At 67.6% G+C, this 26,709-nt stretch carries 26 protein-coding genes; 13 read left to right on the top strand and 13 right to left on the bottom strand.

Annotated features, from left to right (window positions below):
* Position 1: 1 nt before the first annotated feature.
* Complete coding sequence (sufB, locus tag NO345_RS10200; RefSeq protein ID WP_256298887.1) at positions 2 to 1,432, bottom strand: Fe-S cluster assembly protein SufB; 1,431 nt, start codon at positions 1,430 to 1,432, stop codon at positions 2 to 4.
* Positions 1,433 to 1,456: 24 nt separating this feature from the next.
* On the bottom strand, positions 1,457 to 2,368 hold the full coding sequence (locus NO345_RS10195) for an ABC transporter ATP-binding protein (RefSeq protein WP_256298885.1): 912 nt from the start codon (positions 2,366 to 2,368) through the stop codon (positions 1,457 to 1,459).
* Positions 2,369 to 2,646: 278 nt separating this feature from the next.
* On the opposite strand from NO345_RS10195, the gene NO345_RS10190 reads away from it, so the two are divergent.
* Positions 2,647 to 4,845, top strand: coding sequence for a histidine kinase N-terminal 7TM domain-containing protein (locus NO345_RS10190; RefSeq protein ID WP_256298883.1), 2,199 nt, complete (start codon positions 2,647 to 2,649; stop codon positions 4,843 to 4,845).
* 48 nt (positions 4,846 to 4,893) lie between these two features.
* On the opposite strand, the gene NO345_RS10185 is transcribed toward NO345_RS10190, so the two are convergent.
* Positions 4,894 to 7,683, bottom strand: coding sequence for a DNA-directed DNA polymerase (locus NO345_RS10185; protein WP_256298881.1), 2,790 nt, complete (start codon positions 7,681 to 7,683; stop codon positions 4,894 to 4,896).
* A gap of 143 nt (positions 7,684 to 7,826) precedes the next feature.
* Between NO345_RS10185 and NO345_RS10180 the strand changes: the two genes are divergently transcribed.
* The 3 genes from NO345_RS10180 to NO345_RS10170 all read left to right on the top strand — a co-directional run bounded on the left by NO345_RS10180 (position 7,827) and on the right by NO345_RS10170 (position 8,910).
* Positions 7,827 to 8,009, top strand: a complete 183-nt coding sequence (locus tag NO345_RS10180; protein WP_256298879.1) for a DUF7331 family protein — start codon at positions 7,827 to 7,829, stop codon at positions 8,007 to 8,009.
* Between the two features lie 61 nt (positions 8,010 to 8,070).
* Complete coding sequence (locus NO345_RS10175; RefSeq protein WP_256298877.1) at positions 8,071 to 8,457, top strand: DUF7322 domain-containing protein; 387 nt, start codon at positions 8,071 to 8,073, stop codon at positions 8,455 to 8,457.
* A gap of 24 nt (positions 8,458 to 8,481) precedes the next feature.
* On the top strand, positions 8,482 to 8,910 hold the full coding sequence (locus tag NO345_RS10170; RefSeq protein WP_256298875.1) for a DUF7346 family protein: 429 nt from the start codon (positions 8,482 to 8,484) through the stop codon (positions 8,908 to 8,910).
* A 5-nt stretch (positions 8,911 to 8,915) separates the two neighbouring features.
* Here NO345_RS10170 and rad50 read toward each other — a convergent pair whose 3' ends face one another.
* The 3 genes from rad50 to NO345_RS10155 all read right to left on the bottom strand — a co-directional run bounded on the left by rad50 (position 8,916) and on the right by NO345_RS10155 (position 14,071).
* On the bottom strand, positions 8,916 to 11,621 hold the full coding sequence (rad50, locus tag NO345_RS10165) for a DNA double-strand break repair ATPase Rad50 (RefSeq protein WP_256298873.1): 2,706 nt from the start codon (positions 11,619 to 11,621) through the stop codon (positions 8,916 to 8,918).
* Positions 11,618 to 12,985 carry a DNA double-strand break repair protein Mre11 gene (gene mre11 / locus NO345_RS10160; RefSeq protein WP_256298871.1) on the bottom strand — a complete coding sequence of 456 codons (1,368 nt, stop codon included), beginning with the start codon at positions 12,983 to 12,985 and terminating at the stop codon, positions 11,618 to 11,620. The genes rad50 and mre11 overlap by 4 nt, the downstream gene beginning before the upstream one ends.
* Before the next feature lie 69 nt (positions 12,986 to 13,054).
* Entirely contained in the window at positions 13,055 to 14,071 is a 1,017-nt protein-coding gene (locus tag NO345_RS10155) for an arsenic resistance protein (RefSeq protein WP_256298869.1), read from the bottom strand.
* 203 nt (positions 14,072 to 14,274) lie between these two features.
* Between NO345_RS10155 and NO345_RS10150 the strand changes: the two genes are divergently transcribed.
* From NO345_RS10150 to NO345_RS10140, 3 genes are all read left to right on the top strand, one after another.
* Positions 14,275 to 14,844 (top strand): DUF7409 domain-containing protein, encoded by a 570-nt coding sequence (locus tag NO345_RS10150; RefSeq protein ID WP_256298867.1) that lies wholly within the window; start codon positions 14,275 to 14,277, stop codon positions 14,842 to 14,844.
* Between the two features lie 162 nt (positions 14,845 to 15,006).
* Complete coding sequence (locus NO345_RS10145; RefSeq protein WP_256298865.1) at positions 15,007 to 15,798, top strand: class I fructose-bisphosphate aldolase; 792 nt, start codon at positions 15,007 to 15,009, stop codon at positions 15,796 to 15,798.
* Entirely contained in the window at positions 15,795 to 16,655 is an 861-nt protein-coding gene (locus NO345_RS10140; protein ID WP_368407865.1) for a class 1 fructose-bisphosphatase, read from the top strand. Before NO345_RS10145 ends, NO345_RS10140 begins: the two co-directional genes overlap by 4 nt.
* A gap of 52 nt (positions 16,656 to 16,707) precedes the next feature.
* Here the strand turns inward: NO345_RS10140 and NO345_RS10135 are convergent, their stop codons facing one another.
* Positions 16,708 to 17,031 carry an ArsR/SmtB family transcription factor gene (locus NO345_RS10135; protein WP_256298863.1) on the bottom strand — a complete coding sequence of 108 codons (324 nt, stop codon included), beginning with the start codon at positions 17,029 to 17,031 and terminating at the stop codon, positions 16,708 to 16,710.
* Positions 17,032 to 17,306: 275 nt separating this feature from the next.
* Between NO345_RS10135 and NO345_RS10130 the strand changes: the two genes are divergently transcribed.
* Positions 17,307 to 17,624 (top strand): hypothetical protein, encoded by a 318-nt coding sequence (locus tag NO345_RS10130; RefSeq protein WP_256298861.1) that lies wholly within the window; start codon positions 17,307 to 17,309, stop codon positions 17,622 to 17,624.
* A gap of 95 nt (positions 17,625 to 17,719) precedes the next feature.
* Positions 17,720 to 19,456 (top strand): acyl-CoA carboxylase subunit beta, encoded by a 1,737-nt coding sequence (locus NO345_RS10125; protein WP_256298860.1) that lies wholly within the window; start codon positions 17,720 to 17,722, stop codon positions 19,454 to 19,456.
* Positions 19,457 to 19,797: 341 nt separating this feature from the next.
* Here NO345_RS10125 and NO345_RS10120 read toward each other — a convergent pair whose 3' ends face one another.
* Together NO345_RS10120 and NO345_RS10115 are read right to left on the bottom strand one after the other, a co-directional pair.
* Positions 19,798 to 20,376 (bottom strand): PH domain-containing protein, encoded by a 579-nt coding sequence (locus NO345_RS10120; protein WP_256298859.1) that lies wholly within the window; start codon positions 20,374 to 20,376, stop codon positions 19,798 to 19,800.
* Positions 20,373 to 21,026 (bottom strand): PH domain-containing protein, encoded by a 654-nt coding sequence (locus tag NO345_RS10115; RefSeq protein ID WP_256298857.1) that lies wholly within the window; start codon positions 21,024 to 21,026, stop codon positions 20,373 to 20,375. The genes NO345_RS10120 and NO345_RS10115 overlap by 4 nt, the downstream gene beginning before the upstream one ends.
* A gap of 208 nt (positions 21,027 to 21,234) precedes the next feature.
* On the opposite strand from NO345_RS10115, the gene NO345_RS10110 reads away from it, so the two are divergent.
* A complete protein-coding gene (locus tag NO345_RS10110) occupies positions 21,235 to 21,927 on the top strand; it encodes a J domain-containing protein (protein WP_256298856.1) in 693 nt (230 codons plus the stop codon).
* Here NO345_RS10110 and NO345_RS10105 read toward each other — a convergent pair.
* The 4 genes from NO345_RS10105 to NO345_RS10090 all read right to left on the bottom strand — a co-directional run bounded on the left by NO345_RS10105 (position 21,924) and on the right by NO345_RS10090 (position 24,229).
* Complete coding sequence (locus NO345_RS10105) at positions 21,924 to 22,532, bottom strand: toll/interleukin-1 receptor domain-containing protein (RefSeq protein WP_256298855.1); 609 nt, start codon at positions 22,530 to 22,532, stop codon at positions 21,924 to 21,926. The two genes, NO345_RS10110 and NO345_RS10105, sit on opposite strands and share 4 nt — an antisense overlap.
* Before the next feature lie 31 nt (positions 22,533 to 22,563).
* Positions 22,564 to 23,019 (bottom strand): HNH endonuclease, encoded by a 456-nt coding sequence (locus NO345_RS10100; RefSeq protein ID WP_256298854.1) that lies wholly within the window; start codon positions 23,017 to 23,019, stop codon positions 22,564 to 22,566.
* Positions 23,020 to 23,093: 74 nt separating this feature from the next.
* Complete coding sequence (gene tpiA / locus NO345_RS10095; protein WP_256298853.1) at positions 23,094 to 23,738, bottom strand: triose-phosphate isomerase; 645 nt, start codon at positions 23,736 to 23,738, stop codon at positions 23,094 to 23,096.
* Positions 23,739 to 23,830: 92 nt separating this feature from the next.
* Positions 23,831 to 24,229, bottom strand: a complete 399-nt coding sequence (locus tag NO345_RS10090; RefSeq protein ID WP_256298852.1) for a YlbF/YmcA family competence regulator — start codon at positions 24,227 to 24,229, stop codon at positions 23,831 to 23,833.
* A 158-nt stretch (positions 24,230 to 24,387) separates the two neighbouring features.
* Here NO345_RS10090 and NO345_RS10085 point away from each other — a divergent pair, with 158 nt between their 5' ends.
* The 3 genes from NO345_RS10085 (at position 24,388) to NO345_RS10075 (ending at position 26,703) form a co-directional block, all read left to right on the top strand.
* The gene (locus tag NO345_RS10085; protein ID WP_256298851.1) at positions 24,388 to 24,894 is read left to right on the top strand and encodes a hypothetical protein; all 507 of its coding nucleotides are present in this window, start codon (positions 24,388 to 24,390) and stop codon (positions 24,892 to 24,894) included.
* 72 nt (positions 24,895 to 24,966) lie between these two features.
* Positions 24,967 to 26,004 carry a diphthamide biosynthesis enzyme Dph2 gene (gene dph2 / locus NO345_RS10080; protein ID WP_256298850.1) on the top strand — a complete coding sequence of 346 codons (1,038 nt, stop codon included), beginning with the start codon at positions 24,967 to 24,969 and terminating at the stop codon, positions 26,002 to 26,004.
* Positions 26,005 to 26,418: 414 nt separating this feature from the next.
* Positions 26,419 to 26,703, top strand: coding sequence for a DNA-directed RNA polymerase subunit L (locus NO345_RS10075; RefSeq protein WP_256298849.1), 285 nt, complete (start codon positions 26,419 to 26,421; stop codon positions 26,701 to 26,703).
* Positions 26,704 to 26,709 lie beyond the last annotated feature (6 nt).

Below are 26,709 nucleotides of genomic sequence, written 5' to 3'. Positions count from 1 at the left end.
GTTATCCGAGGCTCCCCTCCATCTCGAGTTCGATGAGGCGGTTGAGTTCGACCGCGTACTCGATGGGCAGCTCCTCCGTGATGGGCTCGATGAAGCCGGCGACGATCATCTGCTTGGCGTCGTCGTCGTCCAGCCCGCGGGACTGGAGGTAGAAGACGTCCTCGTCGCCGATCTTGCCGACGGTCGCCTCGTGGGCGACGTCGACCTTCGACTCCTGGATCTCCATGTACGGCATGGTGTCCGAGGTGGACTCGTTGTCGAACATCAGCGCGTCACACTCGACGGACGTGGAGGAGTTCTCCGCGCCGTCGGCGATGTGGACGAGGCCGCGGTAGTTCGTGCGGCCGCCGTCCTTCGAGATGGACTTGGACTCGATGGTCGACTTCGTGTCGGGCGCGTTGTGGTACACCTTCGCGCCGGTGTCGATGTTCTGGCCCTCGCCGGCGAACGCGATGGTGATGTGGTTGTCCGTCGCGCCGCGGCCCTTGAGGATGGTCGCCGGGTAGAGCATGGTGGCCTTCGAGCCCATGCTGCCGGAGACCCACTCCATCGTCCCGTTCGCCTCGACGATGGCGCGCTTGGTGTTCAGGTTGTAGGTGTTCTTCGACCAGTTCTGCACGGTCGAGTACTGGACGTGGGCGTCCTCGCCGACGAACACCTCGACGCCGCCGGAGTGCAGGTTGAACGCGGAGTACTTCGGGGCGGAACAGCCCTCGATGTAGTGGACCTCCGAGTTCTCCTCGGCGATGATGAGCGTGTGCTCGAACTGGCCCATGCCCTCGCTGTTCATCCGGAAGTACGCCTGGATGGGCATGTTGACGGTCGTGTCCTCCGGCACGTAGACGAACGAGCCGCCGGACCAGACCGCGCCGTGGAGCGCCGCGAACTTGTTGTCGCTCGGGGGGACGCACTTCGTCATGAAGTACTCCTTGACGAGCTCCTCGTGCTCCTGGACGGCCTTATCCATGTCACAGAAGATGACGCCCTTCTCCTCCCACTGCTCCTGCATGTTCTGGTAGACGATCTCGGACTCGTACTGCGCGCCGACGCCCGAGAGCGCCTTGCGCTCGGCCTCGGGGATGCCAAGCTTCTCGAACGTGTCCTGGATCTCCTCGGGGAGCTCGTCCCAGTCGTCCGCGCCGCCGCGGGTCTCGATGTCCGGCCGGATGTACGGGACGATCTCGTCGATGTCGACCTCCGAGAGGTCGGGCTGGCCCGGCCAGTCGGTCGGCATCGGCATCTGCTGGAACTGCTTCAGCGCCCGCAGGCGGCGCTCGTACATCCACTCGGGCTCGTCCTTGTCCTCCGAGATGAGACGGATGGTCTCCTCGGTCAGGCCCTTCTCGGTCTGGAAGGCGGACTTCTCCTCCTTCTTGAACTCGAACCGGGCTTCGGTGTCGGTCTCTTTGAGGTGGTCTTGATCGGAACTCATGATTGTGTTGTATATCGGGGGTGGTTACGCGGTGCCGTAGACCTCGTCGCGGACCCAGTCGTAGCCCTCGTCCTCGAGCTGCTCCGCGAGCTCGGGGCCGCCGGACTTCGCGATCCGGCCGTCTATCATGACGTGGACGTGGTCGGGTTCGACGTAGTCGAGGATGCGCTGGTAGTGGGTGATCTGCAGGATGCCGGTGCCCTGCTCGTCGCGGAGCGCGTTGATGCCGTGGGAGACGTCCTGCAGGCGGTCGATGTCCAGCCCGGAGTCGATCTCGTCGAGCACCGCGATGCTCGGTTCGAGGATGGCCGCCTGGAGCACCTCGTTCTGCTTCTTCTCGCCGCCGGAGAAGCCGGCGTTGAGGTAGCGCTGGGCGAACTTCGCGTCCATGTCCAGCTGCTCCATCTTCGCCTGCAGGAGCTGCTGGAACTCGGCGACGCCGACCTCGCCCTCGTCCGCGGGGCCCTCCATCGGGGAGGTGTCGTAGCCGGCCTCCTCCTCCTCTTCTGCCTCCTCGTCGTCGTCCTCGAAGAGCTCCTCGCGCTCCTCGAGCTTCGCGTTGAGGGCGGTGCGGAGGAAGTTCGTCATCGTGACGCCCTCGATCTCGGCTGGGTACTGGAAGCCGAGGAAGATTCCGAGGGCGGCGCGCTCGTTGGGTTCGAGGTCGAGCAGGTCCCAGGTGCGCTTGTCCTCGGGGATGTCGAAGTCCTCGCCGAAGTCACCCTGTTCGAGGTGGAGCAGTACCTGCCCGTCTGTCACCTCGTAGGCCGGATGTCCGGCGACGATCTTCGCCGTCGTCGACTTGCCGGAGCCGTTCGGGCCCATGAGGGCGTGGATCTCGCCGGATTCGACCTCGAGGTCGACGCCGTCGAGGATCTTCTCGCCATCGTCTTCTGCAACGCTCGCGTGGAGATTGTTGAGTTCGAGTTTTGCCATACTGGCTACCTCTTCGTGTTCTAGCGAAAGGGTGTCGGCCCCATAATCCTTGCGTATTCCCGTGTCTCTGATTCGCATATCGGAAAAAATTGTTCACGATAATAGAACAGGATGCGGGAGTGGCTCGAGCCAGCGGTGGACGACCCCCATGTATCGGTTGGCGGTGATTCCGGGCCCGTCGTGGGCAGAATCTTTATATTTCAGGCTTCGGATACAAAGAGTCGAAGCACAGCCGTGCCGGACCACATCCGACCAGCCAGCGACCCGCCGTTACGCACATGGTGACGGTCGCGGCCGTCGCCGTCACGGCCGTCCTCGTCCTCTCGGCCACCATCACAGCGGCGCTCGCCGTGTTCGCCTACCGAAACCGCGACGTCCCCGGCGCACCGCCGTTCGCGGCGCTGATGGTCCTGCTCGCGAACTGGACGCTGACCTACGCGGTCGGCATCAACCTCGCGGACCCGTTCTGGCGACTTGTCGTCCTCCGGGTCCAGTGGGTCAGCAACGCCCTGCTGAGTGTCACACTCCTCCTCTTCGTGCTGGCGTACACCGGCCGGGACGGCTTCGTCTCTCGCCGGAGCGTCGCCCTGATCTGTGCGTTCCCGGCGCTCGTCCTCGTCGCCGTCTGGACGAACCACTGGCACCACCTCGTCTGGTCCGAGCAGGCGATCACGTTCGTCGACGGCATGGTCATCCTCGTGCCCTCGTACGAGCCACTGTTCTGGGCGTACCTCGTCTACGTCTACGGCCTGGAGGCGATCACCATCGCCCTCGTCCTCCAGCTGGTGTACCGGTCCGAGCACCTCTACGCGGACCAGTCCATCCTCCTGCTCGTCGGCATCACCACGCCGTTGCTCGCGAACGTCGTCGAGGTGTTCCTCCTCGACGGGGCCGTCGCGGTCGACTACACCCCAATCACGTTCGCCATCAGCGGCCTGGCGTTCGGCTACGCGCTGTTCAGGCGACAGCTGTTCGACCTCGTCCCGGCGACGCGGCTGCTCGGCCGGCGCACCGCCGTCGGTCAGCTCGACGCCGGCATCGTCATCGTCGACACCGACCGACGGATCGTCTACTGCAACGAGGCAGCGGGCGAGGTCTTCGACGTCGCCCCCGCGGAAGTGCTCGGTCACCCCATGCGGACGGTCGTCGACGAGGACGCCATCGACTTCGACGCCGACGACGCCCTCGCGGAGATCACGCGCGAGGACCGCACCTACGAGATACGCGTCTCCGAGGTCACCGACCGGCACGGTACGCTCCTCGGCCATACACTGGTCGTCCACGACGTCACCGCGCGCAAGCGTCGCGAGCGCGAGCTCGCGAGCCAGCGCGACGAACTCGCCAGAGTCAACGACCTGAACGCCGTCATCCGGGGAGTGAACCAGGCCCTCGTCTCGGCGCGGACGCGCGAGGACGTCGAGCACGCCGTCTGCGACCGTATCGTCGAATCCGACCGGTACCGCCAGGCGGCCATCGCGGACGCGGGGACCTGGCGCGGGGAGAGCGACCGCTGGACCGTCGCGAGCGACGGCGGCCTGCCCGAGACGGTGCCACCGGACATCGACCGACCCGGCATCTGGGACGACACGGCCACTTCGGACGACGCCGAGACCGACGACCCCCCCGTCCCCGAACTCGGCGACGGCGACGACGGCGTGTGGGTGATCGTCCCGCTCGTCCACGGACACACCGTCTACGGAGCACTCGGGCTCTACACCGACCGTAACTCGGTCGGAGAGCGCGAACGGACGATCCTCGGGGAGCTCGGGCGGACGATCGGCCACGCGATCAACGCCGTCGAGACCAACCAGCTCCTCGCGGCCGACACCGTGGTCGCGCTCGAACTGGCGAGCGAGACGGACGACGACCCCCTCGTCGCGGCGACGGCCGACGGCGACGTCGCGTTCGAACTCGCGGCGATCGTCCCCGGTGGGTCGGGGGCGACCGCGTACCTCCGCACACGCGACTGCGATGCCGAGACGGCGACGGCCGCACTCGCCGACACCGGCACCGGCGAGGCCAGGGTCGTCCGTTCCGGGGTCGAGGGCCTGGTCGAGTGGCGGGTGACCGGCGACGCACTCCTCGGGTCGGTCGTCGACCACGGGGCGAGCATCCGACACGCGGAGGCGGCCGACGGCGTCGCCCGGTACGAACTCGACATCGCGTCCCACGACTCCGTGCGGACGCTCGTCGAGCACCTCGAGGCTAGATTCCCGGAGGCATGCGTCCGGAGCAAAAGCGAACGGGAGTCGGCGCTCGAATCGGCACGGGGGCTCTCCGAGGAGCAACTCTCCGAGCTGACCGACCGCCAACGCGAGGTACTCGAGGTCGCCTACCGCGCCGGCTACTTCGAGTGGCCGCGGGATTCGAACGCCGAGGAGATCGCCGAGACGCTCGACATCAGCTCCGCGACGCTCCACGCACACCTCCGAAAGGCGGAGGAGCGAGTGCTCTCGGAGCTGTTCCAGGAGCCGTGAGTCCCCCAGTCGACCGCCGGGGTGCCCGTCACGGGCCCTCCGGCCGCGTCACATGAAACTGCCGAGCCCGGTCTGCTCCTGGCCGGTCTTGACCTCCTCCCAGGAGATGCCGAGCGCCTCGATGACCCGCGCGATGGGACCCTTCAGCGTCTTGTCGAGCATCTTGTCGTAGTCGACCTCGAACTCCTCGGGGATCTGGTCGGCGTAGTCGAAGCAGATGACGTCCTGCTCGCGCTTGAACTCGCCGTAGCGGTGGTCACGCTGGGGGTCGAACTCGCCCGCCGCCTCCAGCTCCTGGAAGTAGTCCGGGTGGACCTTCTGCAGGTAGAGCCGCTTCGGCTTCGAGCCGCGGTCGAAGTTCGTCCCGAACAGCAGGTTCGCGTACTTCGCCCCGCGGACGTGGGCCGTGTCCGTGTCGTAGTTGTCGAGGCGCTTGCCGATTCCCCCCGGGATGGCGATCTCGTCGTAGCTGTACTCGCCCGCCCGGAACCGCTCGATGACGTCGTGGATGTACTCCGTGATATCGGATTCGGCGGCACCCCGGACCACCTTGTCGATGACCTCGTGCTGGACCTCCTTCGTGATCGGCGCGATGTCCGAGCGCTTGTACTCGAAGCCGGTGATGTCGATGTCGTCGACGTGCTTGCCCTCCTTCCAGATGATGTGGCCCGCGTACCGTTTCTTCTTGCCCGCCTGGAAGAACCGCCGGTAGAGCTTCTCGAACTCGATCTGGAAGCGGTGCCCCTCGCCGCCGTCGATGTCGACGTTCAGTTCGTCCTCGGCGAAGGCGTCGTAGGAGTCGTTGATGTGCTCCTCTATCTCGAAGGACTGCTCGATCGCGGCCTCGGGCGAGACATCGTTCCCGAGCTCCAACATGACGGAATCAGTGTCACCATAAGCAACCTGATAGTTAATTTCGTTCGCTGCCTGCTCGGTAAACTCGATGACCTTACGCCCCGTTGCGGTTACAGCCGCTCCCATCTCCTTATCGTAGAGACGGAACCGGTCCCAACCAAGCACCCCGTACAACGAATTCATAATAACCTTGACAGCTGCCTGCTGCTGGTCGTACCGCTCGTAGTCCTCGGTGTCGGGGTCGTGCTGGTTCCGCAGTTCCTTCTTCGCCTCGCGCTCTTCCAGCAGCTCGTCGACCATCGCCCGGATCATCCCGTCCTCGTCCTTGCGGAAGTGGGTGCCGTTGGGGGCGCGGTAGGTGTCGCCCTCGAACGCGTCGGGGTCGACCTTCGTCTCGGGGCTGGCGTTGATGGTCACCATGCACATCGGGTAGAGCGACTTCAGGTCGAGTACGGTCACCATCTCCTTGACGCCCGTGATGGGGTCGAACACCGCACCACCCTCGTAGTCCTCGGACTCCTGTTTCCCTTTCGAGGGGAGCGCCCACTCGCCGCTGACCTTCTGGAGGACGTACATGTCCACCGCGTCGCCCGCGGTGGGGGCGTCCTCCAGCTTGCAGCCGACGAAGGTTCTGACCTCGTCGTAGAACGAGATGATGTCCTGCTTGCGGTCGATCTCGACGCAGAGCTCCACGTCGCGGAGGTTGTACTCCAGCAGGCGGGCGGGGTCGTTCTCCCAGAGGTCGCCGATGTCGCCGGTGTATCGCTCCTTGCCGGCGTCGAGCTCCGTCTCGCCGACGGCGTCCAGCCGGTAGGAGTCGAGCTCGGTGAACTGGCGGCTCTTGTAGGCGTACAGCAGGTCGAAGACGACGCGACCCTTCACGTTCGGGCCGCCCCAGCCCGAGCGCCAGACCTCGTTCACGCGGGAGAGACGGTCCGGGCGGATGTCCTGCTCGTGCATCCTCGAGTCGAGCACCTCCAGCCGGTCGAGGAAGTACGGCGCGTCGAAGTCCTCGAAGTTCCAGCCGGTCATCACGTCGGGGTCGGTCTCGTCGATGTAGTCGAGGAACGCCTCGAGCATCTTCCGCTCGGCTTCCGCCTGGTCGTCACCGTCGAACACCTCGACGCGGAGGTCCAGCTCGCCCTCGATGGCGTCGTAGTCCGGGAGTGCGTCGGGCGCGTCGCCGTCGTACTCGTCGGCGATGGCGAGCCAGACGACGTACTCGTCGTCGTAGGAGTCGTGTGAGGTGAGACAGATGATCGGCTCCTCGCCGTCCTCGGGGAAGCCGTTGCGGTCGTCGACCTCGATGTCGAACGTGTTGACGCGCGGTTCGGCGGTCAGGTCGGTCGCCTCGACCTCCTCGTGGGGCACCCGGACGGTGCCGCTCTCGCCGCGGCGGTCAGGGACCGTGATGCCGCTGTTGATGCCCTTGTCGATGAGGAACCGGTTCGGGAACAGCACGTCGGCCTCGTAGTGGTCGAAGCGGTCGCGGATGTTCCCGACGTCCCGCGGGGTGCGCCCGAAGATCTTCGTCAGGCGCTCGCCGCGGATGCTCTCGAACGGTTCGCCGTCGTCGTCCGTCTCCTCCCAGCCGGTGATGACGTCCTCGTCCTCGAGTTCGGACTCATCGAGCGAGTCGGTCGGTGCGTAGAAGTACGGCTGGAAGCCGAACACCATCACGTGCTCGGCGGTGCCCTCGGCGGTCCGACCGAAGACGTGCATCACGGGCTGTTCGTGCTCGCCCGACCCCTCCACGGTGTAGTCGACCTGCATCACGGAGAGCGAGACGGTCCCGTCGGGGTCGGGGAACAGGGCCTCGTCGGCCTCGACGAAGTCGGCGTTCTCGAGACCCGGCGTGGTGACGGCCTCGGCCTCGGCGACGAGGTCGGACTCGCTCGGTCCGGCTTCCCCGCCGTCGGTGGACCCGCCGTCGCCGAACGCGCCACCGAGTGTCAGCTGTTCGGAGTCCCCTGCATCGGTCATTGGAGGCGGTTCGGGGGCAGCGATAAAAACGTCGGTGGTTCGCACCCCCACGAGGGGGAGCCACCAGCCCGCACCTGTCGGTCGGGTCGGAATTCCCCGCGGCAACAAGACATATACCCTGTTACTGTCTACCACCGTCTGAGGTGACCGGCTTGTCCGACCACGCAACGCAAACTGACGGACGCACGGCCGATAGAGACGAGATTGACGGCGTCGAGTCCATCGAGACATACGAGACCGACGATGGCACCGTATTCTACGACGCCGAGAACCCGCTTGCGTGGCTAGAGGCCGGAGAGACGTTCTCCCTCCGAGAGCACGCCTGAGCCACTCAACACACGACACGAACGAGCAACCCTTTTCCTACCGCCGACCGAACAGCGACGCGTGCTGGAGGACGAGAAGGGGCCGGGCGAACCCAATCCAGAGGAGGACCTGCCGGACTACGAGGAGGAACTCTCGCCCTCGATACGGATTCCGGAGGCCCCCTCGCCACCGTCGACAGCGGACGTCGACGCACCGGCGGGGCTCCAGCGGAAGTTCTGGGTGCTCGTCCTCGTCTTCAACGGCGCGCTCCTCGGCGTGAGCCTCGGTGCGATGTACGTCGGCTTCCGTGGGGACTGGACGCTGGGGAGCCGGCTGCTGGCCGGCGGCCTCGTCTGCTTCGGTTACGGCGTCTTCCGGCTCCGGACGTGGGACCTCCCGACGGGTGACGGGAGCAGAGACACCACCGGGGACGGCGACCGGGACCCGAGCGACGACGACAACGACTAACCCCCTGCGCTCGAACCTCGAGCCATGCGAACGGTCCGCGACGATGACGGTCGGCTGTTGCTGGTGGTCAAGGAGTCCGGCGGGTCCACGCTGGTGCGTGATCCGGAGACCGGTGCCGAGGAGTTCAGACCGAACGACGGCCTCGCCACGGTCGACGACGAGTCCGCGCTCGCCGTCGCCGCCGGTGCCGTCCCGCCCGCTGTTCGCCGGATCCTGAGCGCCACCCACGACGACCGCTCGCTCGGCCTGCTCGTCGAACTCGTCGACCGCGAGGCCGTGGCTGTCCGTGAGCTCCTCGCCGACTACGACCTCTGCGAGAGCGACCTGCTCGGGCTGCTGACCGAGTTCCGCGCCGCCGGCCTCGTCGAGGAGGCCCGCATCGCCGGCGAGCGCGGCTACGCGGCGACCGAGCTCGCGGCGGACGGCGTCACGGCACTCCGCGAGGACGAGTAGGGCCGTCAGTCGAGCCCGGGGATCGGCCGCTCGCCCCGGCTGACCGTCGCCCGGTTCGTCGTCGGGTCCTTCTCGACGTGGACCAGCGAGTCCGCCGCGCCGACGAGCTCCTCGTCGTGGCTCACGAGGATGATCTGCTCGACGCCGTACTCGGTGCGCATCGTCTCGACCAGCGTGAGCAGCTGCGAGACGTGCCCGGAGTCGAGGAAGACGGTGGGCTCGTCGAGGATGAGCGGCGGCATCGGTGCCGCGCCCTCCACACCTTCGGAGAGCAGCCGGTAGATGGCACAGCGCAGGCTCAGGTTGAACAGCGCGCGCTCGCCGCCGGAGAGCTGTTCCGGGTCGAGCGTCTCGCCGTCCTTCTGGTACACCGTCAGCTCGTAGTCGCCCGACAGCTCGATGTGCGAGTACGAGTCGTTCTGGTACACCAGGTCGAACGTCTCGTTGAGCATCCGTTCGAGCGTCTCGACGTTGCGCCGCCGGAGCTCCGCACGCAGGTCGCTGTACATCTCCTGGAGGTCCTGCGCCTCGTCGTACAGCGATTCGAGCGCATCGACGCGCTCGGCGACGGCGTCGCGCTTCTCGCGGAGCGACTCCAGCTCCTCGATCTCGTTGCGGACGCCACCGATGCGGTCGCGAAGGTCCGCCTCCTCCGATTCGAGCGTCCCGAGCGCCTCCGTCGCCTGCTCGAGGTACTCCTCGGCGCGCTGTTTCTCACTGCGAGCTTTCTCGACGCGCTCCTCGTCGACCTCCGACTCGAGCTCCCGTTTGCGCTCGCGCTTCTCGGCGAGGCGCTCCCGGCGTTCCTCGTTGAGCTCCGCCTTGCTCGCGCGCTCGTCGCGCAGTCGCTCGACCTCGGCTTCGACCGAGTCGACGTCGCCGAACAGCTCCGAGAGCCGCTCCAGCGTCTCCACGGTTGCCTTCACCTCGGCACGCTCGCCGTTGGCCTCGCCGAGGTCGCTCCGCAACTCGTCGGCTGCCTCGCGGGTCGAATCGGCCTCCTCGCGCTTCCCCTCGGCTTCGGATTCGAGCTCGTCGGCCTCCTCGCGCAGGTCGGCAGCACGCTCGCGCTTCTCCGCGACGTTCTCGGCCTTCTGCTCGCGGAGCTGCGCCAGGTTCTCCCGGTTCTCGCGCAGGCTCTCGACCTCGCGCTCGGCGTCGCGGAGGGACTCGGCGCGCTCGATGCGCTCGTCGAGCGCCTCGATCTCCGCCTCGAGTTCGTCGAGGTCGTTCTCCTTCGATTCGAGCTCGGAACGGTCGTCGTCCAGCGAGTCGACGTGGGGCGAGCCGTCGACGGGCTGACCGCACTCGGGGCACTTCCCCTCGTCGAGCAGCGCCTCGCCCTCCTCGATGCGGTTCCGGAGCGTCTCGACCGCTGTCCGCAGGTCGTTGGCCTCCTCGCGCAGTTCCTCGCGCTCGTCGCGGAGGGTTTCGAGGTGCGAGTCGGCCGCGCCGAACTCGACGGGCGCGTCGTCGAACGCCTCGCGGTGGCTCTCGATGTCGTCGTCGAAGCCGTCGAGCTTCTCGCGCAGGTCGTCGAGGTCGGCGTCGGCCTCGTCCGCGTCGGTCTCGAGTTCCTCGGCTTCGGTGCGTTTCTGCTCGGCCTCGTTCGCCAGCTCGTCGGCGCGCTCGGCCAGCCGGTCGGCCTCGTCCGATTTCGTCCCGATCTCGACCGATAGCTCGTTGATGCGCTCCTGCAGTTCCTCGGCCTCGGCTTCGAGTTCGTCGAGCCGGTGGTCGACGAGCGCCGGCGTGTCGTCCGCGTCGATGCCGGCGTCGTCGGGCAGGTCGCCCGCGTCGGGCAGCTCGATCTCGCCGCGGAGCTCGTCGCGTTCGTCCCGCAGGTCGTCGCGGTCGGCTCTCCGGTCGGCGATTTCGGACTTCAGCTCCTCGCGCTCGCGCTCCGTCTCGGCGATGGCGTCCTGTAGCTCGTCCACATCGGTCGCGACCGCGTCCAGTTCCTCGCGCTTCTCCTCGTGGTCGTCGAGGACGGCCTGGGCCTCGTCGCGGGTCGACTCCGCCTCTTCGACGTTACCCTCCAGCCGCTCTCTCTCGCTCCGGGTGTCGTTCAGCTCGCTCTGGAGCTCGTTGAGCCGGTCGTGCAGCCCCTTCGCCTCCTTCTCTTCGACCTGCTCGTCGAGGCTCTCCTTCCGGCCGCGGGCGTTGTCCAGCACGTCGTTCACCCCGAGGCGGGCCTCGCTGGCCCGTTCGCGGTACTCCTCCAGCTTGCCGAGCTGCAGGAGGTCGTCGATGATGTCCTGTCGGGTGCTCGGGCTCGCGTGGATGAGCTTGTTCACCTCGCCCTGGCGGACGTACGCGCAGTTGACGAACGCGTCGGCATCCATCCGGAGCAGGTTCGTGATGGCCGCATCGACCGAACTCGGCCCCTCCCAGGAGGCGTCGCCGCCCTCCAGCAGGCAGTCGTGGGAGACGCGGTCGCCGTAGTCCTTCAGGCCGCGTTCGAGGTGGTAGTCCGTGCCGTCGTGGCGGAACCAGAGCTCGACCTCGCACTCCTCCTCGCCGGTGCGGATGACGTCCTCGCGCGTGCCCGGGATGGCCGCCGAGCCGTACAGCGCGAAGAAGCAGGCCTCCAGCAGCGAGGACTTCCCGCTGCCGTTGACGCCGTGGACGACGGTGACGCCGCGGTCGAGACGCAGGTCGGCGTCACCGTAGCACTTGAAGTTCGAGAGGCGGACGCGGTCGACCCTCACAGGAACTCCTCCATGGAGGACTGCGAGTCGGTTCCGGCGGCCTGTTCGTCGGCGTCATCCGCGGGTTCGTCGGGCGTGCCCTCGCTCCCGGTGGCCCCGTCGGATTCGGCGCGCACCGTATCACCGCCGTCCGTCGACGCCGGCTCCGAACCCTGTGGGTCGTCCTCGCTGCCCTCGTCGGTCGACTCGTCCGCGACCGGGTCGTCGACGGCCACGTCGTCAGGGGCATCCTCCGCCGCGGGCTCCGCGTCCTCGAACGCCTCGAGGTCGCCGTCGTCGACGATGCGCTCGATGCGCTCTTTCACCGAATCGCGGACGTTCGAGTCGGCGACCTTCGAGGCGCGGACCGTCTCGTCCACGTCGCGGGCGGCCTGGCTCAATCCTAACTCTCGGACGCGCTCGCGGACGGCCTCGTCCGGGTCCGCGAACGTCACCTCGACCTCTTGCTCCTCGTCGAACTCCCGGCGGTCGTTCACCCGCGCCACCAGCGCGCCCCGGTCGATGGCCAGCTCCTCGACCGGCGCAGGGGAGACGGGCTCGCCGTCGCCAGTCACGGTGACGACGACGACGGCGTCCTCGCAGTCGTGCTCGCGTACCGCCTCGCGGACGCGCTCGACGCCCTCGCCCTCCTTCAGTTCGACGTCGACGAACCGGAACGAGCGCGTGTCCGGGATGCCCCGGCGGCTGATGGCGACCGTCCCCTCCTCGGTGGCGACGAGGTTGTAGCCCCGGTCGTCGCGCTCCGTCGCACTCGCGCGTTCGGTCGACCCACAGTAGGTGACCCACGTCCCGTCGACCTCCTCGACGCCCGGCGCGTGGTTGTCGCCGAGCAGCAGCGCGTCGAAGTCCACGGTGGATTCGGTGAGCAGGCGCTCGGTGTCCCAGTCGGCGTGTGCGAACGGCTCGAACAGCCCGTGGCTCACCAGCATCGCGTAGTCGGCGTCGTGGTCGGCGAACTCGTACTCCAGGTCCTCCCGACGCGACCGCGGGACGAAGTCCAGCCCGTAGAATGCCGTGTCGCCGACGACGTGGGGGGTGGCGTCCAGTCTGGTGGCGAGCCCGAGGTCCTCGAACAGGTCGAGCCACTGCCCGTCGCGCTTCCCCTCGTGGTTCCCGACGACCGCGAGGAACGGGATGTCGGCGTCTGCGAGGTCCCGGAGCGCGGCGACGGTCCCCTGCAGGTCCCGCAGTCCGGGGCGTCGGTCGTGGAACAGGTCGCCCGCGTGGACGACCGCGTCCACGTCGTCCTCGACGGCGTCCGCGACCACCCGCTCGAACGCCCGGAGGAAGTCCCGCTGGCGCTCGGGCGAGTGGTACTGCCGGTATCCGAGGTGGGTGTCGGCGGTGTGGATCACCCGTGTCATACCCACCCCTATCGCCTCCCCTGTTATAGACGTTCGGTGGGCGGGGCGGAAGTGGTCGACGGGCGGCAGTCAGTCCCCGGTCCCGCCCTCGACCACCGTGCCGGACGCGAACGAGTCGGGGACCAGCCACGCCGGGACGACCCGTGTGAGGACGACCATCCCCGAGAGTTCGACCAGCGTCTGCGTGACGACGACGGCCGGGACGAGTTCGTAGCCCGCCGGCAGCGCGAGCGCAAGCGGGAGGACGACCAGCGAGTTCCGCGTGACGGACGTGAACACGAGCGCCCGACTCTCGCCGACGTCCATCCCGAGCAGCCTCGCCACCAGCCGACCGACCAGCGGCATGACCACGAGGAAGGCCACGTACACCGGGACGACCGTCGCGACACTGTCGAGAGAGTCCCGAACCCGCGGGAGCTGCGAGCCGATGACCACGAACAGGGTCAGACCCATCATCGGCACCGGCAGCCAGCCCATCGCGTCCCGCCAGCGTGCGGCCCGCCTCGACCGCTCCGACCGCTCCGCGCGGAACTCGGTCGCCCACGCGAGCAGCAACGGCAGGGCGATGATGACGACGAACGCCTCCACGAACGGCCCGGCCTCGACGAACTCGGCGACCTCGGGGCCGACGAACAGCCAGAGGTAGACCGGGAGCAACAGCAACTGCACGAGCATCAGCGCCGGCGTGGCGGCGGTGATCTGCTCGGCGTCGCCGCCGGCCAGCTCGGTGAACGTGATGACGTAGTCGATACACGGCGTCAACAGGACCATGAGCGCGCCGACGACGAGCACCGGCTCGTCGGGCAGGAACCGAGTGAGCGCGAAGGCGACGACCGGCACGACCAGGAAGTTCGTCCCGAGGGCGGCTGCCATGAACCGCCGGTTCCGGAACGCACGACGGATGCGGACGAACGGGATCTCCAGGAACGTTACGTACAGCAGCACCGCCAGCACGGGATAGATGGACGCTTCCAGCACCGGGCTCGCGCTCGGAACCCCGAGACCGATGGCGACCGCGAGGAGGACGGCGACGGCGTAGACGGCGACCTGGTTGTGTTGCAGCCACCGTTTCGAGAGTCCTGTCATGCGTGGCGCTTCGAGGTGGACGAGTCATCTCCGGGAAGGGCTGCCGTCGGTAAAAAGCGCCCGAACTCCGGGGATGCGACGGGAGGGACCGCACGGATCACGAACTGCAAACGACACGCAGCCGAACACTCACAACCAGTTCCACGAATCACGGCCGGCACGACAAGATTCAAGACCGGTGCTGGCGAGAACAACAGTGACGGATGGGCACGAACGACGGTGGCGAGGAGCTGGTAGCGGACGCCGAGACGCTGGCCGGCCTGGACGGGGTCACCCCGGTCGCGGCGGCCCAGCTCACCGATGCAGGTGTCACGGCGAGCGACGTGGCCGAGAAGCGGGTGACGTACACGGACCTGGTCGAGGCGGGCGTCGAGCAGGGCGTGGCGACCGACCTGCGCCGCGAGTACTCGCTGTCGTGGTCGTCGACGCTGGGCGACGGGCTGGACGAGCGCGCGGAGTCGATGGGTGGGCTGCACGACGACGAGCGCGACTGGGTGGCGGCCTCGACGAGCGACTGGGAGGAGCTCGGCGTGCGGGAGTACGACCCGGTCGAGCGCGAACCCGTCGACGTCTGGGCCGACCGGGAGCGCCCGACGCCGGTCGAGACCGTCGTCGACGGCTGGGTGGCCGACCAGCTCGCCGACGCCGGCATCACCTCTGTCCGGCAGCTCGCGTGGGTCGACGCGGCGGCGCTCGCGAACGCGCTCGAGGTGAACGTCATGCAGGCGAGAACGTGGCGGTTCTCGGCGCGCGAGGCGTTCCAGCGCGAGTGACGGAGTCACCGGAATATTTACTACCGCTGTAGTGTGTTTTCGCCGAGCCTCCAGCGGCGACGAGTGGTCGGTAGCAGCCCTCTCCGGCCAGCTCGTGCGTTCGTTCGATACCCCGTTCCGAACACCACGCTTTAATAGGCGCTTCGGCGAACTTGGAACCGAATGCGACCCATCGACGACTCACCCATCGTCCGCGACGGAAAGGTACTGATCCTCGCGATGGACCACGGGCTGGAGCACGGCCCGGTGGACTTCGAACCGGTTCCCGAGACCATCGACCCGTCGACGGTGTTCGACGTGGGCACACACGACGCCGTGACGGCGATGGCCGTCCAGAAGGGCGTCGCCGAGGCGTACTACCCCTCCTACGAGGACGACGTGAACCTCCTCATGAAGCTCAACGGCACGTCGAACCTCTGGATGGGCGAGCCCGACTCGGCCGTGAACTGCTCGGTCGACTACGCCGTCGAGGAGTGCGGGGCGGACGCGGTCGGGTTCACCCTCTACGGCGGCTCGAACAACGAGATCGAGATGGCCGAGGAGTTCCGCGACGCGCAGGAGGACGCCCGGAAGCACGACGTGCCGATGGTCATGTGGTCCTACCCGCGTGGCCAGGGCCTGAAGAACGACCGCGACCCCGAGACCATCGCCTACGCGGCCCGCCAGGCGCTCGAACTGGGTGCCGACGTGGCGAAGGTCAAGTACCCAGGCTCCCCGGAGAACATGGAGTGGGCGGTCGACGCCGCCGGGAAGGTCAAGGTCGTCATGTCCGGCGGCTCGAAGACCGACGACTACGCGTTCCTCAAGCAGGTCGAGGGCTGCATGGCCGCGGGCGGGAAGGGCCTCGCCGTCGGCCGGAACGTCTGGCAGCGCGAGAACCCGCGCGAGATCCTCGACGCCCTCGAGGCCGTCATCTACGAGGGGGCCTCCGCCGAGGAAGCGCTGGACCGATGATGCAGGAGGGAGCGTCCGACACGACGGTCGACGCCGTCGTCGACGCCATCGCCGAGACCGCCCCGGAGATCCGCCAGGGCCTCGTCGGCCGCCGCGGCACCGTCGACGAGGAGAACCCGAGCGGCGACGAGCAGGTCGAGGCCGACGTCTGGGCCGACGACCTGCTCGAACAGCGGCTGTCGAGCATCGACGGCGTCGGCCAGTACGCCAGCGAGGAGCGGCCCGACATCGTCGACTGCGGCGAGGGCGTCGCCGTCGCGGTCGACCCGCTCGACGGCTCGTCGAACCTCAAGTCGAACAACGCGATGGGCACCATCTTCGGCGTGTACGACGCCGAACTCCCCGCGCGCGGCGAGGACCTCGTCGCCGCCGGCTACGTGCTGTATGGCCCGGTGACGACGATGCTCGTCGCCCGGGACGACACCGTGATAGAGTACGAGCTCTCCGGTGACGAGCGCGGCGTCATCGAGCGCGACGTGACCATCCCCGACGACCCGGTCGTCTACGGCTTCGGCGGGCGCGTCCCCGACTGGCCCGCCGACTTCGCGGCCTACGTCGACGAGGTCGAGGACGAGCTCAAGCTCCGGTACGGCGGCGCGATGATCGCCGACGTGAACCAGGTCGTCACCTACGGCGGTGTCTTCGCGTACCCCGCCCTCGAATCCGCCCCGGACGGCAAGCTCCGGCTCCAGTTCGAGGGTATCCCCATCGGCTACGTCGTCGAGACGGCGGGCGGGGCCTCGTCAGACGGGAGCCAGTCGCTGCTCTCCGTGGAGCCGACGGAGCTGCACCAGCGCGTCCCGGTCCACGTCGGCAGCGAGGAGTACGTCGACCGGCTGGAAGCCGCGCTGGAGTGAGGTTCCGGCCCCAGTCGCTCTCGTCCCGAAGGAGCGCTTCTCTCGTCAGCAATCAGCGGTCCTCGTCGACGAGGTCACGGCGGTACGTCACGTCGATGGTGAACCCGCCGTCGCGGAGCTGGAAACAGACCTCGTCGAGGTTCGTCGCGTAGGTCTTGAAGTGGTTGCCGTGCTCGTCGACGCGCTCGTGCTCGACGACGAGGTCGTGGTTCTGCAACACGTCGAGTCGGCGGTAGATGGTCGCCTCCGAGGCGTCACAGCGGTCGGCGAGCTCCTGTGCGGACAGCTCCTCGACGGAGGTGAGCGCGAGGATTCGTCGGGCGTCGGCGCGCTCGAACACGTCGAACAGCGTGTCCGCGTCCCACTCGTTGGACACGCCGGAAGCGTGGCACCACAGAGACAAAAAACGTGTCCGTTCCACGGCAGCTTCATCAGGTGAGAACGCGGCCGTCCTCGACGGCGACACTCGGTTGCCCAGACAGACGGGAACGTCGGTGTGACGCGAGGGATTCCGCGGGTGAACTCGCTGTGTTGACGACTCACGAACAGCCTTCGAGAGACTATTCCCCCGATATCACCTTCTCCGAGCTTCACGAAGCCGGAATAGGCATCACTCCCTTTCCCGTGGAATCGGCTATGTTTCTGTGAACGATGACCGAGAGCTTCCACGGACAGGCCGGCACGGAATCACGGGAGCGCATCGACCTCACCCTCGAGAAGGAGACGCTGGTACAGCTGGTCGGTCGGTACAGGTGGACGAGCCGTTGGCTGGCGCTCCAGGTGTTCCTGCTCGCGTGGACGGTGACCGTCCCGTTCCTTTGGCCGGACGGGCAGGAGTTCGCCGGCGTCGTCTTCGGCATCGGACTGACGCTCACGATCTTCGTCGCGATCACGGGACTCGTTGTCGGGGCGGTGAACGTTGCCCGACGACTGTCCAGCACGGTCCGACACGCAGACATGAAGACGTAACCCGGCAGTCGACGGCTCGCAGCACCCCCCACCCGGCAATCCTCGCGGCAACCGAAAGGGAAACCTTTCTCACGAAACCCCGCGCACCCCGAGACATGAAGGTGCGCATCAGCGAGGGCGCGTCGGCCGAGGAGGCGTCGGCCATCGCGGCCGCGCTCGCCGAACACGTCGGGGACGACGTCGAGGTGTACGTCGGCCGGAGCGACGAACCCGCCGCGACCCACGACGCTCCGGAAGACGCGGACGAGACCGACGTCCCGGAGGAGTACGAGAACCTCGGCCCGACCGAGCGCGAGGAGCTGCTGCTCGAACAGATCGAGGAGATCCTGGCGGGTGGCCCCGCGAAGTACAAGGACACGCTCCACGAGGAGAACAAGCTGTTCGTCCGGGACCGCATCGACCTGTGGTTCGATGCCGACGATGACGACGACGCGTTCCTCTTCGAGGACGGCCGCTTCGCGGAGTTCGACGCCGACGACAAGCTCCCCGCCGACGGCCTCATCACGGGCGGCGCGACGTTCGAGGGCCGCGACGTCCACTTCATGGCCAACGACTACACGGTCAAGCGCGGCTCGATGGCCGCCAAGGGCGTCGAGAAGTTCCTCCGGATGCAACAGCGCGCGCTGAAGACCGGCCGACCAGTCCTGTACCTGATGGACTCCTCGGGCGGCCGCATCGACCAGCAGACCGGCTTCTTCGCCAACCGCGAGGGCATCGGGAAGTACTACTACAACCACTCGATGCTCTCCGGGCGCGTCCCGCAGGTCTGTGTGCTGTACGGCCCGTGTATCGCCGGTGCGGCGTACACGCCCGTCTTCGCGGACTACACCGTCATGGTCGAGGGGATGTCCGCGATGGCCATCGCCTCCCCGCGGATGGTCCAGATGGTCACCGGCGAGGACATCTCGATGCAGGAGCTCGGCGGCGCACGGATGCACGCCGAGGAGTCGGGCAGCGCCGACCTCGTCGCCGAGAGCGAGGAGCACGCCCGCGAGCTCGTCTCCCAGCTCGTCACGTACCTGCCGGACAACTCGGACGAGAAGCCGCCGCGTGCCGAGGCGACGCCGCCCGCGAGGTCGCCCGAGGGCATCGACTCCGTCGTCCCGCAGGAGCCGAACAAGGGCTACGACATGGAGCGGGTCATCGAGCGCATCGTCGACGAGGGCAGCTACTTCGAGCTCAAACCCGACTACGGCAAGGAGATCATCACGGCCTACGCCCGCATCGACGGCCGGCCGGTCGGCATCGTCGCCAACCAGCCCGCCCAGCGCGCCGGGGCCATCTTCCCCGACGCCGCCGAGAAGGCCGCGGAGTTCATCTGGAAGTCCGACGCGTTCAACATCCCGCTGCTCTACCTCGCGGACACGCCGGGGTTCATGGCCGGCTCGCAGGTCGAGAAGGACGCCATCCTGGAGAAGGGCAAGAAGATGATCTACGCCACGTCCTCGGCGACGGTCCCGAAGCAGTGCGTCGTCGTCCGGAAGGCCTACGGCGCTGGCATCTACGCCATGTCCGGTCCCGCGTACGACCCCGAGTCGACCATCGCGCTCCCCTCGGGCGAGATCGCCATCATGGGGCCCGAGGCGGCCATCAACGCGGTGTACGCCCGGAAGCTCAACGAGATCGACGACCCCGAGGAACGCGCCCAGCGCGAGGCCGAGCTCCGCGAGGAGTACCGCGAGGACATCGACGTGCGCCGGATGGCTAGCGAGGTCGTCATCGACGACGTCGTGCCGCCGTCGTCGCTCCGGACCGAACTGGAGAACCGGTTCCGGTTCTACGAGACCGTCGAGAAGGACCTCCCGGACAAGAAACACGGCACGGTCCTGTAGCCCGAACGGGTCGTTCGAGTCGGCAGGGCCGTGCTACGGCCCCGTCGAACCATCCCGTCGACCGGCGGTATCGGAGCCATACATAGGTTATCGACGCCCGTAGAAGGCCTGCCCGAGGACCGCGACGACTCGTCGACCACGACCGTTTCGGCCGTCGGGACAGGTAACGCGGCGGACCGTCGATCCGCCGGTTCCCCCCTCAGGGAGGGAAGATTCATCGTCCCCACGGCGACGCCGACTGCGTCGCCATCTCGACACTGCGGGCCACCCGACCCCATCCACACCATCCAGTCGTCTCTCGGGCGGCCCGCAGATCCCATCTGTCACGTCCCGATGCGGTTCTAGCGGGACGACCGTTCGTACCGTTCTGCCGCCCGTCTCAGCCGTCGTACCTCCGCGAGCACCGCCTGCCACTGCTCGACCGTGCCCGGCAGCTCGTCGTCGTCCCCGTCGAACGCCTCGCGCTGGTCGAGCACGAGGTTCTGGACGGAGCGCGGGTCCTCGATGTTCCAGAACCGGAGCTCGGTCCCCATCCCGCCCGCCGTGTCGACGGAGACCGTGCCGTGGCCGAACAGGGTCCCGAACACGCCCTGCTCGTACGAGCTGTTCTGGACGCTCTCGAAGCCGACGGCGAGCACGTCCCGCGAGAGCACACCCTGCTTTCGGTAACAACGGCGATTCGTCACGACGAACTCGACGTTGCTGATCCAGACGTACGCGAGCACCGGCGGGACGACGCCGAGCAGGGCGACCGGCCACACCGGTACCGGGAACGTGTCCGGCGCGAGCAGGGCCATCCCTGCCGGAACGACGACGATCACCAGCCCGACGAACAGCGCCGGGATGATGCTCTGGATCCGGGGCGAGGCCTCCCAGAGCACCGCCTCGTCGTCCTCCAGCGTGAGCCAGTCGCGGCTCATCGTCCGTCCGGGTCGTCACCCGGACCGTCGGCCGCCGTCCCCCGGGACGTGCCCTGCCGAGGCTGGCCAGCGCCGTCGGGGGTCTCGCCGCCGCCATCGTGTCCCTCGATGCGCTCGAACGTCTCGCGCATCGCCCGCAGCTCGGTGAGGATCTCGTCCAGCACCTGGCCCTTCTCGGGTTCGTCCTCGGGGCGGTCGCTGCCACGCCGGTTCTCCTTGATGAGCCGGTTGATGCGCTCCTGGACCGACTTCGGGTCTGCGACGGACTGGAACTGCATCTCGACGCCGGAGCCGCCCGCGGTCGAGATGTCGACGTTGCCGTAGCCGAAGTAGTTCCCGACGACGCCCTGGCTGAACGAGATGTTCTGGACCTTGTCGAAGTCGACGCGCTGGACGTTCCGCGAGAACACGCCGGACTTCGTGTAGAGGCCGTCGGTCGTGACGACGTACTCGGTGTTCTCGCGCCACAGGTACGCGGCGACGATGATGGCGATACCGACGAGCAGGATGATGAGTGGCACCCCGAAGATGAGCGCGGGGACGATGCTCATCGGATGCGGGTTGCCCGACCAGATGATCTCCTCGTCCTCGTCGAGGCTCAGCCAGTCGAACTCCGAGCCCCCTCCGTCCGTCGAATCCGTGGCTGTCATAGCTCCGACTTCTATCGCACGGAAGAAATAGCTACTGTCGTTGCCTCGCTCTCGGGTCGGCGGTCGACACCTCCCCAGTTCGCCCGCGCTCACATTTGCGTTCACTGTCAGTTCCCCCACGACGGGCCACCTCACCGACGGGACACCGGCCGGTTTCCTTCCACGAAGGCTGAACACTAATATAGGATGAATCCGTTTGACCCATTCGATGGCTGTGGTCGAACGACACGCCTGTGAAGGCTGTGACCGCGAGTTCTCCCTCGACAACCTCCATGCGGTCACGATGCCGGGTGGGTCGCGGGCCGTCTGCTGCCCCGAGTGCCGCGAGTACGCGGAGACGGTCGGCGACAACGGCTCCGACATCGACCAGCGACGCCGCGAGTGCGACGGCTGCACCGAGGAGCACCTCGTCTCCGAGCTCGAGGAGGTCATCCTCTCCGACGGGACGAGCGTACTCTGCTGTGCCTCGTGTGCCGAACACGCTCCGTCGAGCGGCGACGGCTCCGACGCCCGCCGTCAGGAGGAGAACGAGGCGGAGACGGCGGCCGAACTCGAGTCCAAGGAACCCTCGAAGGCGAGCCGCCAGCGCAACCTCTGCCAGCAGTGCAACGACTGGTACTCCATCGAGCTCTACCGCGTCGTCACGGTCGACGACCGCACGGAGAAGTTCTGTCCGGACTGCATGGAGCAGGCCCGCGACGACGGCATCGTCAAGGACGTCCGGATGCGCCGGGCCGAGGCCTACGAGGTGCTCGGTGCGTCGGGCTTCGAGGACGCCGACGACCTCCGCGACGCGTACATCAGCCGGGTCAAACAGGCCCACCCCGACCGGGCCGACGGCTCGCGAGCCGAGTTCAAGCGGGTGCAGGCCGCCTACGACCGCCTGCAGGACGAGTTCTAGACCGGGTCCTCGCGGCGCACGTAGCCGAGCGTCGCCGGGTTGAAGAAGTACCCCGCGTCGCACTCCTCGCAGGTCGCCACCAGCGCCTGATTGTGGTCGTACATCTGCCAGAGCTTCTTCTGGGTCTCCCCGATGTCGAGGGTCACCGCCGTACCGCAGCTCTCGAAGTTACACGGGAAGCGGACGAACCAGTTCGGCGTCGAGAGGGTACCCAGCGGAGCGAGCTCCGACCGCAGTCGACAGAGCAGGTTGAACACCGACACGTCCATCTCGTCGGGGTCGAGCTCGACTCGCTCGTGACGCTGGAGGTAGCCGTCGGGCTCGACACCCTCGGTGTACAGCGGCAGGATAGGAATCCCCTTGGCGACCGCGTAGCCGATCTCCTGGTTCACCCAGCCGTTCGTCGCGCCCTCGTCGCTGAGGACCGCGACGAGCAGGTCGCTGTTGGCGAGCCTGCCCTCGAGGTCCTGCCGGCTCCGACCGGGCTCGATCTCCTCCAGCGCGATGTGGACGTCGAGGTACAGGTTCTGGACCGTCGAGAACAGCTCCTGGACGAGGTCGATATCCGACGGCGCGTGGGAGACGAACACCTGCTCTTCGGCCATGGCGGTACCTCGCTGGTCGGCTACTAAATCCTTACCCACGGTCGTGGACGCGTTCGTGACAGATCGGACAGAGCGCGACCACGTTGTGGACGTGTCGGTGCCCGCCCGTTGCGACGGGGACGACCGCGTGCAGGTGGAGCACGTCGCCGACGACGAGCGCCTCGCGCACCCCACACCCCCGGCAGCGACCGTCGTCGCGGTCGATCACGCGGTCGCGGTCGACCGGGAGCCCGCCGCAGTCCGCCCGCGAACCGCCCTCGGTCCGGTCGGCGGCACAGTCCGGACAGAGAGCGATGGCGTTCCACTCGTGGTCACACTCCGGGACGATGGCTCGTTCGCTGGCACCGTCGTCACCGCAGTTCCGGCAGACGTCGGGCGACAGCGCTGGCTCCTGCCGGCGTCCGATACCTCCCACCTCGGCGATTGCGCGGGCCGCCGCGTCGACGTTCACCGACGCGAACTTCGTCACCCGTTCTCTCGCACCCATCGGGCTTTATTCCAACAGCTACTGACTTAATTATTTTCATCGTTGTCACGTACAACCGGAATGTGGTTGCGAGTTCAGAGCGGTTCGACGAGGTCGTCGAGCGCGGCCCGCGGGTCGTCGGCCTTCGCGACGCCCGAAGCCAGCAGGACGCCGGACGCGCCGAGGTCCGCCGCCGCGGCGAGGTCCTCGCCCGTCGAGATACCGGCCCCGCAGAACACGTCGACGTCGGGGTCGACCGCCGCCGCGGCCGCGACCGCGTCCTCGACGATGTCGGGGTCGGCCTGGCTGACGGGCGTGCCGGTACCGATGAGCTCCGGCGGCTCGACCGCCACGGCGTCGGGACCGAGCGCGGCCGCCGCGCCGACCTGCGCCGGGTTGTTCGCACAGACGACCGTCTCCAGCCCGGCGCGCTCGGCCGCCCGAACAGCGCCGTCGAGGTCCGCGAGCTTCACGCGGTACTCCGAGTGGTTGACGAGCGTGCCCGTCGCGCCGGCGTCGGCGACGGTCTCGGCGAGCGTGTGGCCGGTCCGACTCCCGGGTTCGACGGGGTCGACGTGCTGGCCCCAGGTCTCGACACCGGTCTCCGCCACCGCCTCGAGATGGGTCGCCTGCGGTGCGACGCCGATGCGGACGCCGCTGTCGTCGGCCGCGTTCGCCGCCGCGGTCGCGACCTCGACGGGGTCACACGGGTACGCCTTCAGGTTGACGAGGACGAACATACCGGAACCGGGTTGCGCTGCGACCAAAAGCGTGTCTCTTCCGGCCACTACTCGTCCGACCGAGATCACGCACCGGCGAAGAACAGCCTCGACTAGTCGTTACAGCAGCCACTCGCCTCGTCGGCGAAGTCCAGGCCGAGCTCGGCGGAGATGGTGCTGTTGACGCGCTCCAGCCGGGCGTCGAGCTCGTTCTGGGCCTCGAGGTACTCCGCCATCACGGGGATGTCGTGGAGCTCCTCCTGGGTGTCCTGGAGCTCCTCGAGGTCCTCCTGGGACGCCTGACCGGTCTGGCGCGCGAGCATGAACTCCTGGCGCACCTGCTCGAACTCCTCGATCTTCGCCTGTGCCTCCTCGCTGGCCTCGACGGCGGCCTGGGCCTCGTCGAAGCGCTCGTACTCCGGCAGGTCACGGAGCGCACGGCCGAGTTCGCGCGCTCGCTGCTCGACGGAGTCCGACGCCTCGGTGCTCTCACCACTCGTCTCGATGCTCATGCGCACCGATTGGGAGTGGACGTGTTTCAACCTGCCGGAGCATCGACGTTCTCACGGTCCTTCGCGTCTCGACCGCGCTAACGGCACGTTAAACGGTCTGAACGAACGTTGAACGGAATGAGCACTTGATGTATGCACGGTCCGGAGTGCAAGCTACGATGTCACGCCGGAGCCCGACGGTACTGGTCGCCGCCGAGGAGGAACTGACGCGCGAACGCTACCGGGCGGCGCTCGACGGCGGCCCGTACGACGTGGTCGCCACCGGCGTCCTGGACGAGGTGCTCGCGACGGCCAAGCGGGCGTCCGTCGCCGCTGTCGCCGGCCGGGTCCGGAGCCGCTCGCACCGGGCGCTCCTCGAGACACTCACAGAGCGCGCGCCGGGCTGTGCGCTGGTCTCCCTCGGCGGCGAACGCCCGCCTACGGCCCCTCACGACGCACACCTCGGGGCCCCGGTCGCCCCGGACGACCTGCGCGCGACGGTGGACCACCTCGCGACGCGTGCGGTCTACTTCGAACGGCTCGACGCGTTCGTCGCCGCGGCACGGCGCGCGACGACCACCGACCACAGCCGACTCGCACAGCTCCGCGACGAGACCCGCACCCTCCAGGGCAGCTTCGACACGACCGACTTCGAGGCGGCGTTCCGCCTCGTCGACGTCTCCTGACGGTATCTCGCCGGTTCTCGTGACCGTTCCGAACCGTCGAAGTTAACCGTCCGTGCCGGCTAATCCGGTCCAATGAGCCAGGAATCGTACTCCGAGGGCGACCTCCGGAACACGGGCATGTCCCTCAAGCACGACCGCGAGTGGGACTACGAGCTCGACCGCATCGTCGACGCGGTCGAGGAACGCGACGCCGACAAGGTCGGCCTCCAGTTCCCCGAGGGACTGAAACGTCGCGGCCCGCGGGTCGCCGACGACCTCCGCGAGATCCTCCCCGACGACGTCACCGTCCTCATCTCCGGACAGCCCTGCTACGGCGCGTGCGACCTCGACACCTACCTGATGCGCCGCACCGACGTGTTCGTCCACTTCGGCCACTCCCCGATGAAGGAGTCCGAGAAGATCATCTACGTCCCGCTGTTCTCCAACGTCGAAGTGCTCCCCAGCGTCGACCGCGCCATCGACGAGGAGCTCGAGGGCGACGACGTGGGTCTCGTCACCACCGCCCAGCACATGAACCGCTTCGAGGAGATGCGCGAGCACCTGGAGGACGCCGGCTACACCGTCCACACGCGCAAGGGCGACGACCGGCTCACCCACGAGGGACAGGTGCTCGGCTGCAACTACGCCTCCGCGGACATCGACGCCGACCAGATCCTCTACGTCGGCGGCGGCAAGTTCCACCCCCTCGGGCTGGCGATGGAGCACCCCGACAAGAAGGTCGTCATCGCCGACCCCGTCAACAACGTGCTCACCGTCGCGGACACGGAGAAGTTCATGAAGCAGCGTTACGGTGCCGTCCACCGCGCCATGGACGCCGAGAAGTTCGGCGTCATCTTCTGTACGAAGATCGGCCAGGGCCGCTGGGACCAGGCCGAGGAGATCGTCGACAACAACGACGACGCCTACCTCATCACCATGGACGAGGTCACCCCGGACCGCCTCCGGAACTTCGACATGGACGCCTTCGTCAACACCGGCTGTCCGCGCATCACCACCGACGACGGCCCGCAGTTCCACAAGCCGATGCTCACGCCGCAGGAGTACCGCATCGCCATCGGCGAGGAACCGCTGGACGCGCTGGAGTTCGACACGTTCCACGGGACGTGGTGAGCCGACTCGTTCTCGGTTTCTGAGTCCGATAGTTCTCTCGTTCTCGATATCCGACCAGCCGGCAGGCGCGCGGCTGGCGAGCGTGCCGAGCAACGCGAGGCCGCTCGCTGACGTTCGCGCGAGGGATGAGCGATGGAGCGCTAGCGACTGAGCGAATCGGTTGGGGAGGTCTGAGGTGCGGTGTGGTCGCGGTGGGTGGGACTGAAAGGGGCGGCTCGCTCGACGAACCCCGACGAAGCAAGAACCGCAACGGAGTGAGGACCGCAGCGAGTCGCGGGAGTCGAGCGAGCAGGGGCTTTCTGGCTGTTTACAGTAGGGTCCCAGTTCACGCTGCCCCCGAGAACACCACCAGAAACAGATTCTGCTGCGCTCGGTTCCGAAACCTGTAAACGCGCCGGACGACCACGAAGGCACATGGAACTCACCGTCACGGAGAACCTCGAGCAGGAACTCCGCGTCGAGATCGCAGGCGAGGACCACACGTTCATGAACGTCCTCAAGGGCGCGCTGCTGGAGACGGAGGGCGTCGCCGCCGCGACCTACGACGTGAACCCCGAGCAGTCCGGTGGACAGACAGAGCCCATCCTCACGGTCAAGACCGAGGACGGCGTCGACCCCATCGACGCGCTGCAGGCGGGCGCACAGCGCGTCCAGGAGAAGACCGGCGCGTTCCGGAACGCGTTCGAGCAGGCGGCGTAGGTTCTA

This window comes from Haloarchaeobius salinus (genome assembly GCF_024464185.1).
Taxonomy (GTDB): domain Archaea; phylum Halobacteriota; class Halobacteria; order Halobacteriales; family Natrialbaceae; genus Haloarchaeobius; species Haloarchaeobius salinus.
Note: the sequence above shows the minus strand (reverse complement) of the source record. Positions and strands in the feature narration are given on the sequence as shown.

What these genes read in the sequence shown, in the direction of transcription:
- sufB (WP_256298887.1), bottom strand. Translation starts at nt 1,432, where the DNA reads ATGAGTTCCGATCAAGACCACCTCAAAGAGACCGACACCGAAGCCCGG.
- NO345_RS10195 (WP_256298885.1), bottom strand. Translation starts at nt 2,368, where the DNA reads ATGGCAAAACTCGAACTCAACAATCTCCACGCGAGCGTTGCAGAAGAC.
- NO345_RS10190 (WP_256298883.1), top strand. Translation starts at nt 2,647, where the DNA reads ATGGTGACGGTCGCGGCCGTCGCCGTCACGGCCGTCCTCGTCCTCTCG.
- NO345_RS10185 (WP_256298881.1), bottom strand. Translation starts at nt 7,683, where the DNA reads ATGACCGATGCAGGGGACTCCGAACAGCTGACACTCGGTGGCGCGTTC.
- NO345_RS10170 (WP_256298875.1), top strand. Translation starts at nt 8,482, where the DNA reads ATGCGAACGGTCCGCGACGATGACGGTCGGCTGTTGCTGGTGGTCAAG.
- mre11 (WP_256298871.1), bottom strand. Translation starts at nt 12,985, where the DNA reads ATGACACGGGTGATCCACACCGCCGACACCCACCTCGGATACCGGCAG.
- NO345_RS10155 (WP_256298869.1), bottom strand. Translation starts at nt 14,071, where the DNA reads ATGACAGGACTCTCGAAACGGTGGCTGCAACACAACCAGGTCGCCGTC.
- NO345_RS10150 (WP_256298867.1), top strand. Translation starts at nt 14,275, where the DNA reads ATGGGCACGAACGACGGTGGCGAGGAGCTGGTAGCGGACGCCGAGACG.
- NO345_RS10145 (WP_256298865.1), top strand. Translation starts at nt 15,007, where the DNA reads ATGCGACCCATCGACGACTCACCCATCGTCCGCGACGGAAAGGTACTG.
- NO345_RS10140 (WP_368407865.1), top strand. Translation starts at nt 15,795, where the DNA reads ATGATGCAGGAGGGAGCGTCCGACACGACGGTCGACGCCGTCGTCGAC.
- NO345_RS10130 (WP_256298861.1), top strand. Translation starts at nt 17,307, where the DNA reads ATGACCGAGAGCTTCCACGGACAGGCCGGCACGGAATCACGGGAGCGC.
- NO345_RS10125 (WP_256298860.1), top strand. Translation starts at nt 17,720, where the DNA reads ATGAAGGTGCGCATCAGCGAGGGCGCGTCGGCCGAGGAGGCGTCGGCC.
- NO345_RS10120 (WP_256298859.1), bottom strand. Translation starts at nt 20,376, where the DNA reads ATGAGCCGCGACTGGCTCACGCTGGAGGACGACGAGGCGGTGCTCTGG.
- NO345_RS10115 (WP_256298857.1), bottom strand. Translation starts at nt 21,026, where the DNA reads ATGACAGCCACGGATTCGACGGACGGAGGGGGCTCGGAGTTCGACTGG.
- NO345_RS10110 (WP_256298856.1), top strand. Translation starts at nt 21,235, where the DNA reads ATGGCTGTGGTCGAACGACACGCCTGTGAAGGCTGTGACCGCGAGTTC.
- NO345_RS10105 (WP_256298855.1), bottom strand. Translation starts at nt 22,532, where the DNA reads ATGGCCGAAGAGCAGGTGTTCGTCTCCCACGCGCCGTCGGATATCGAC.
- NO345_RS10100 (WP_256298854.1), bottom strand. Translation starts at nt 23,019, where the DNA reads ATGGGTGCGAGAGAACGGGTGACGAAGTTCGCGTCGGTGAACGTCGAC.
- tpiA (WP_256298853.1), bottom strand. Translation starts at nt 23,738, where the DNA reads ATGTTCGTCCTCGTCAACCTGAAGGCGTACCCGTGTGACCCCGTCGAG.
- NO345_RS10090 (WP_256298852.1), bottom strand. Translation starts at nt 24,229, where the DNA reads ATGAGCATCGAGACGAGTGGTGAGAGCACCGAGGCGTCGGACTCCGTC.
- NO345_RS10085 (WP_256298851.1), top strand. Translation starts at nt 24,388, where the DNA reads ATGTCACGCCGGAGCCCGACGGTACTGGTCGCCGCCGAGGAGGAACTG.
- dph2 (WP_256298850.1), top strand. Translation starts at nt 24,967, where the DNA reads ATGAGCCAGGAATCGTACTCCGAGGGCGACCTCCGGAACACGGGCATG.
- NO345_RS10075 (WP_256298849.1), top strand. Translation starts at nt 26,419, where the DNA reads ATGGAACTCACCGTCACGGAGAACCTCGAGCAGGAACTCCGCGTCGAG.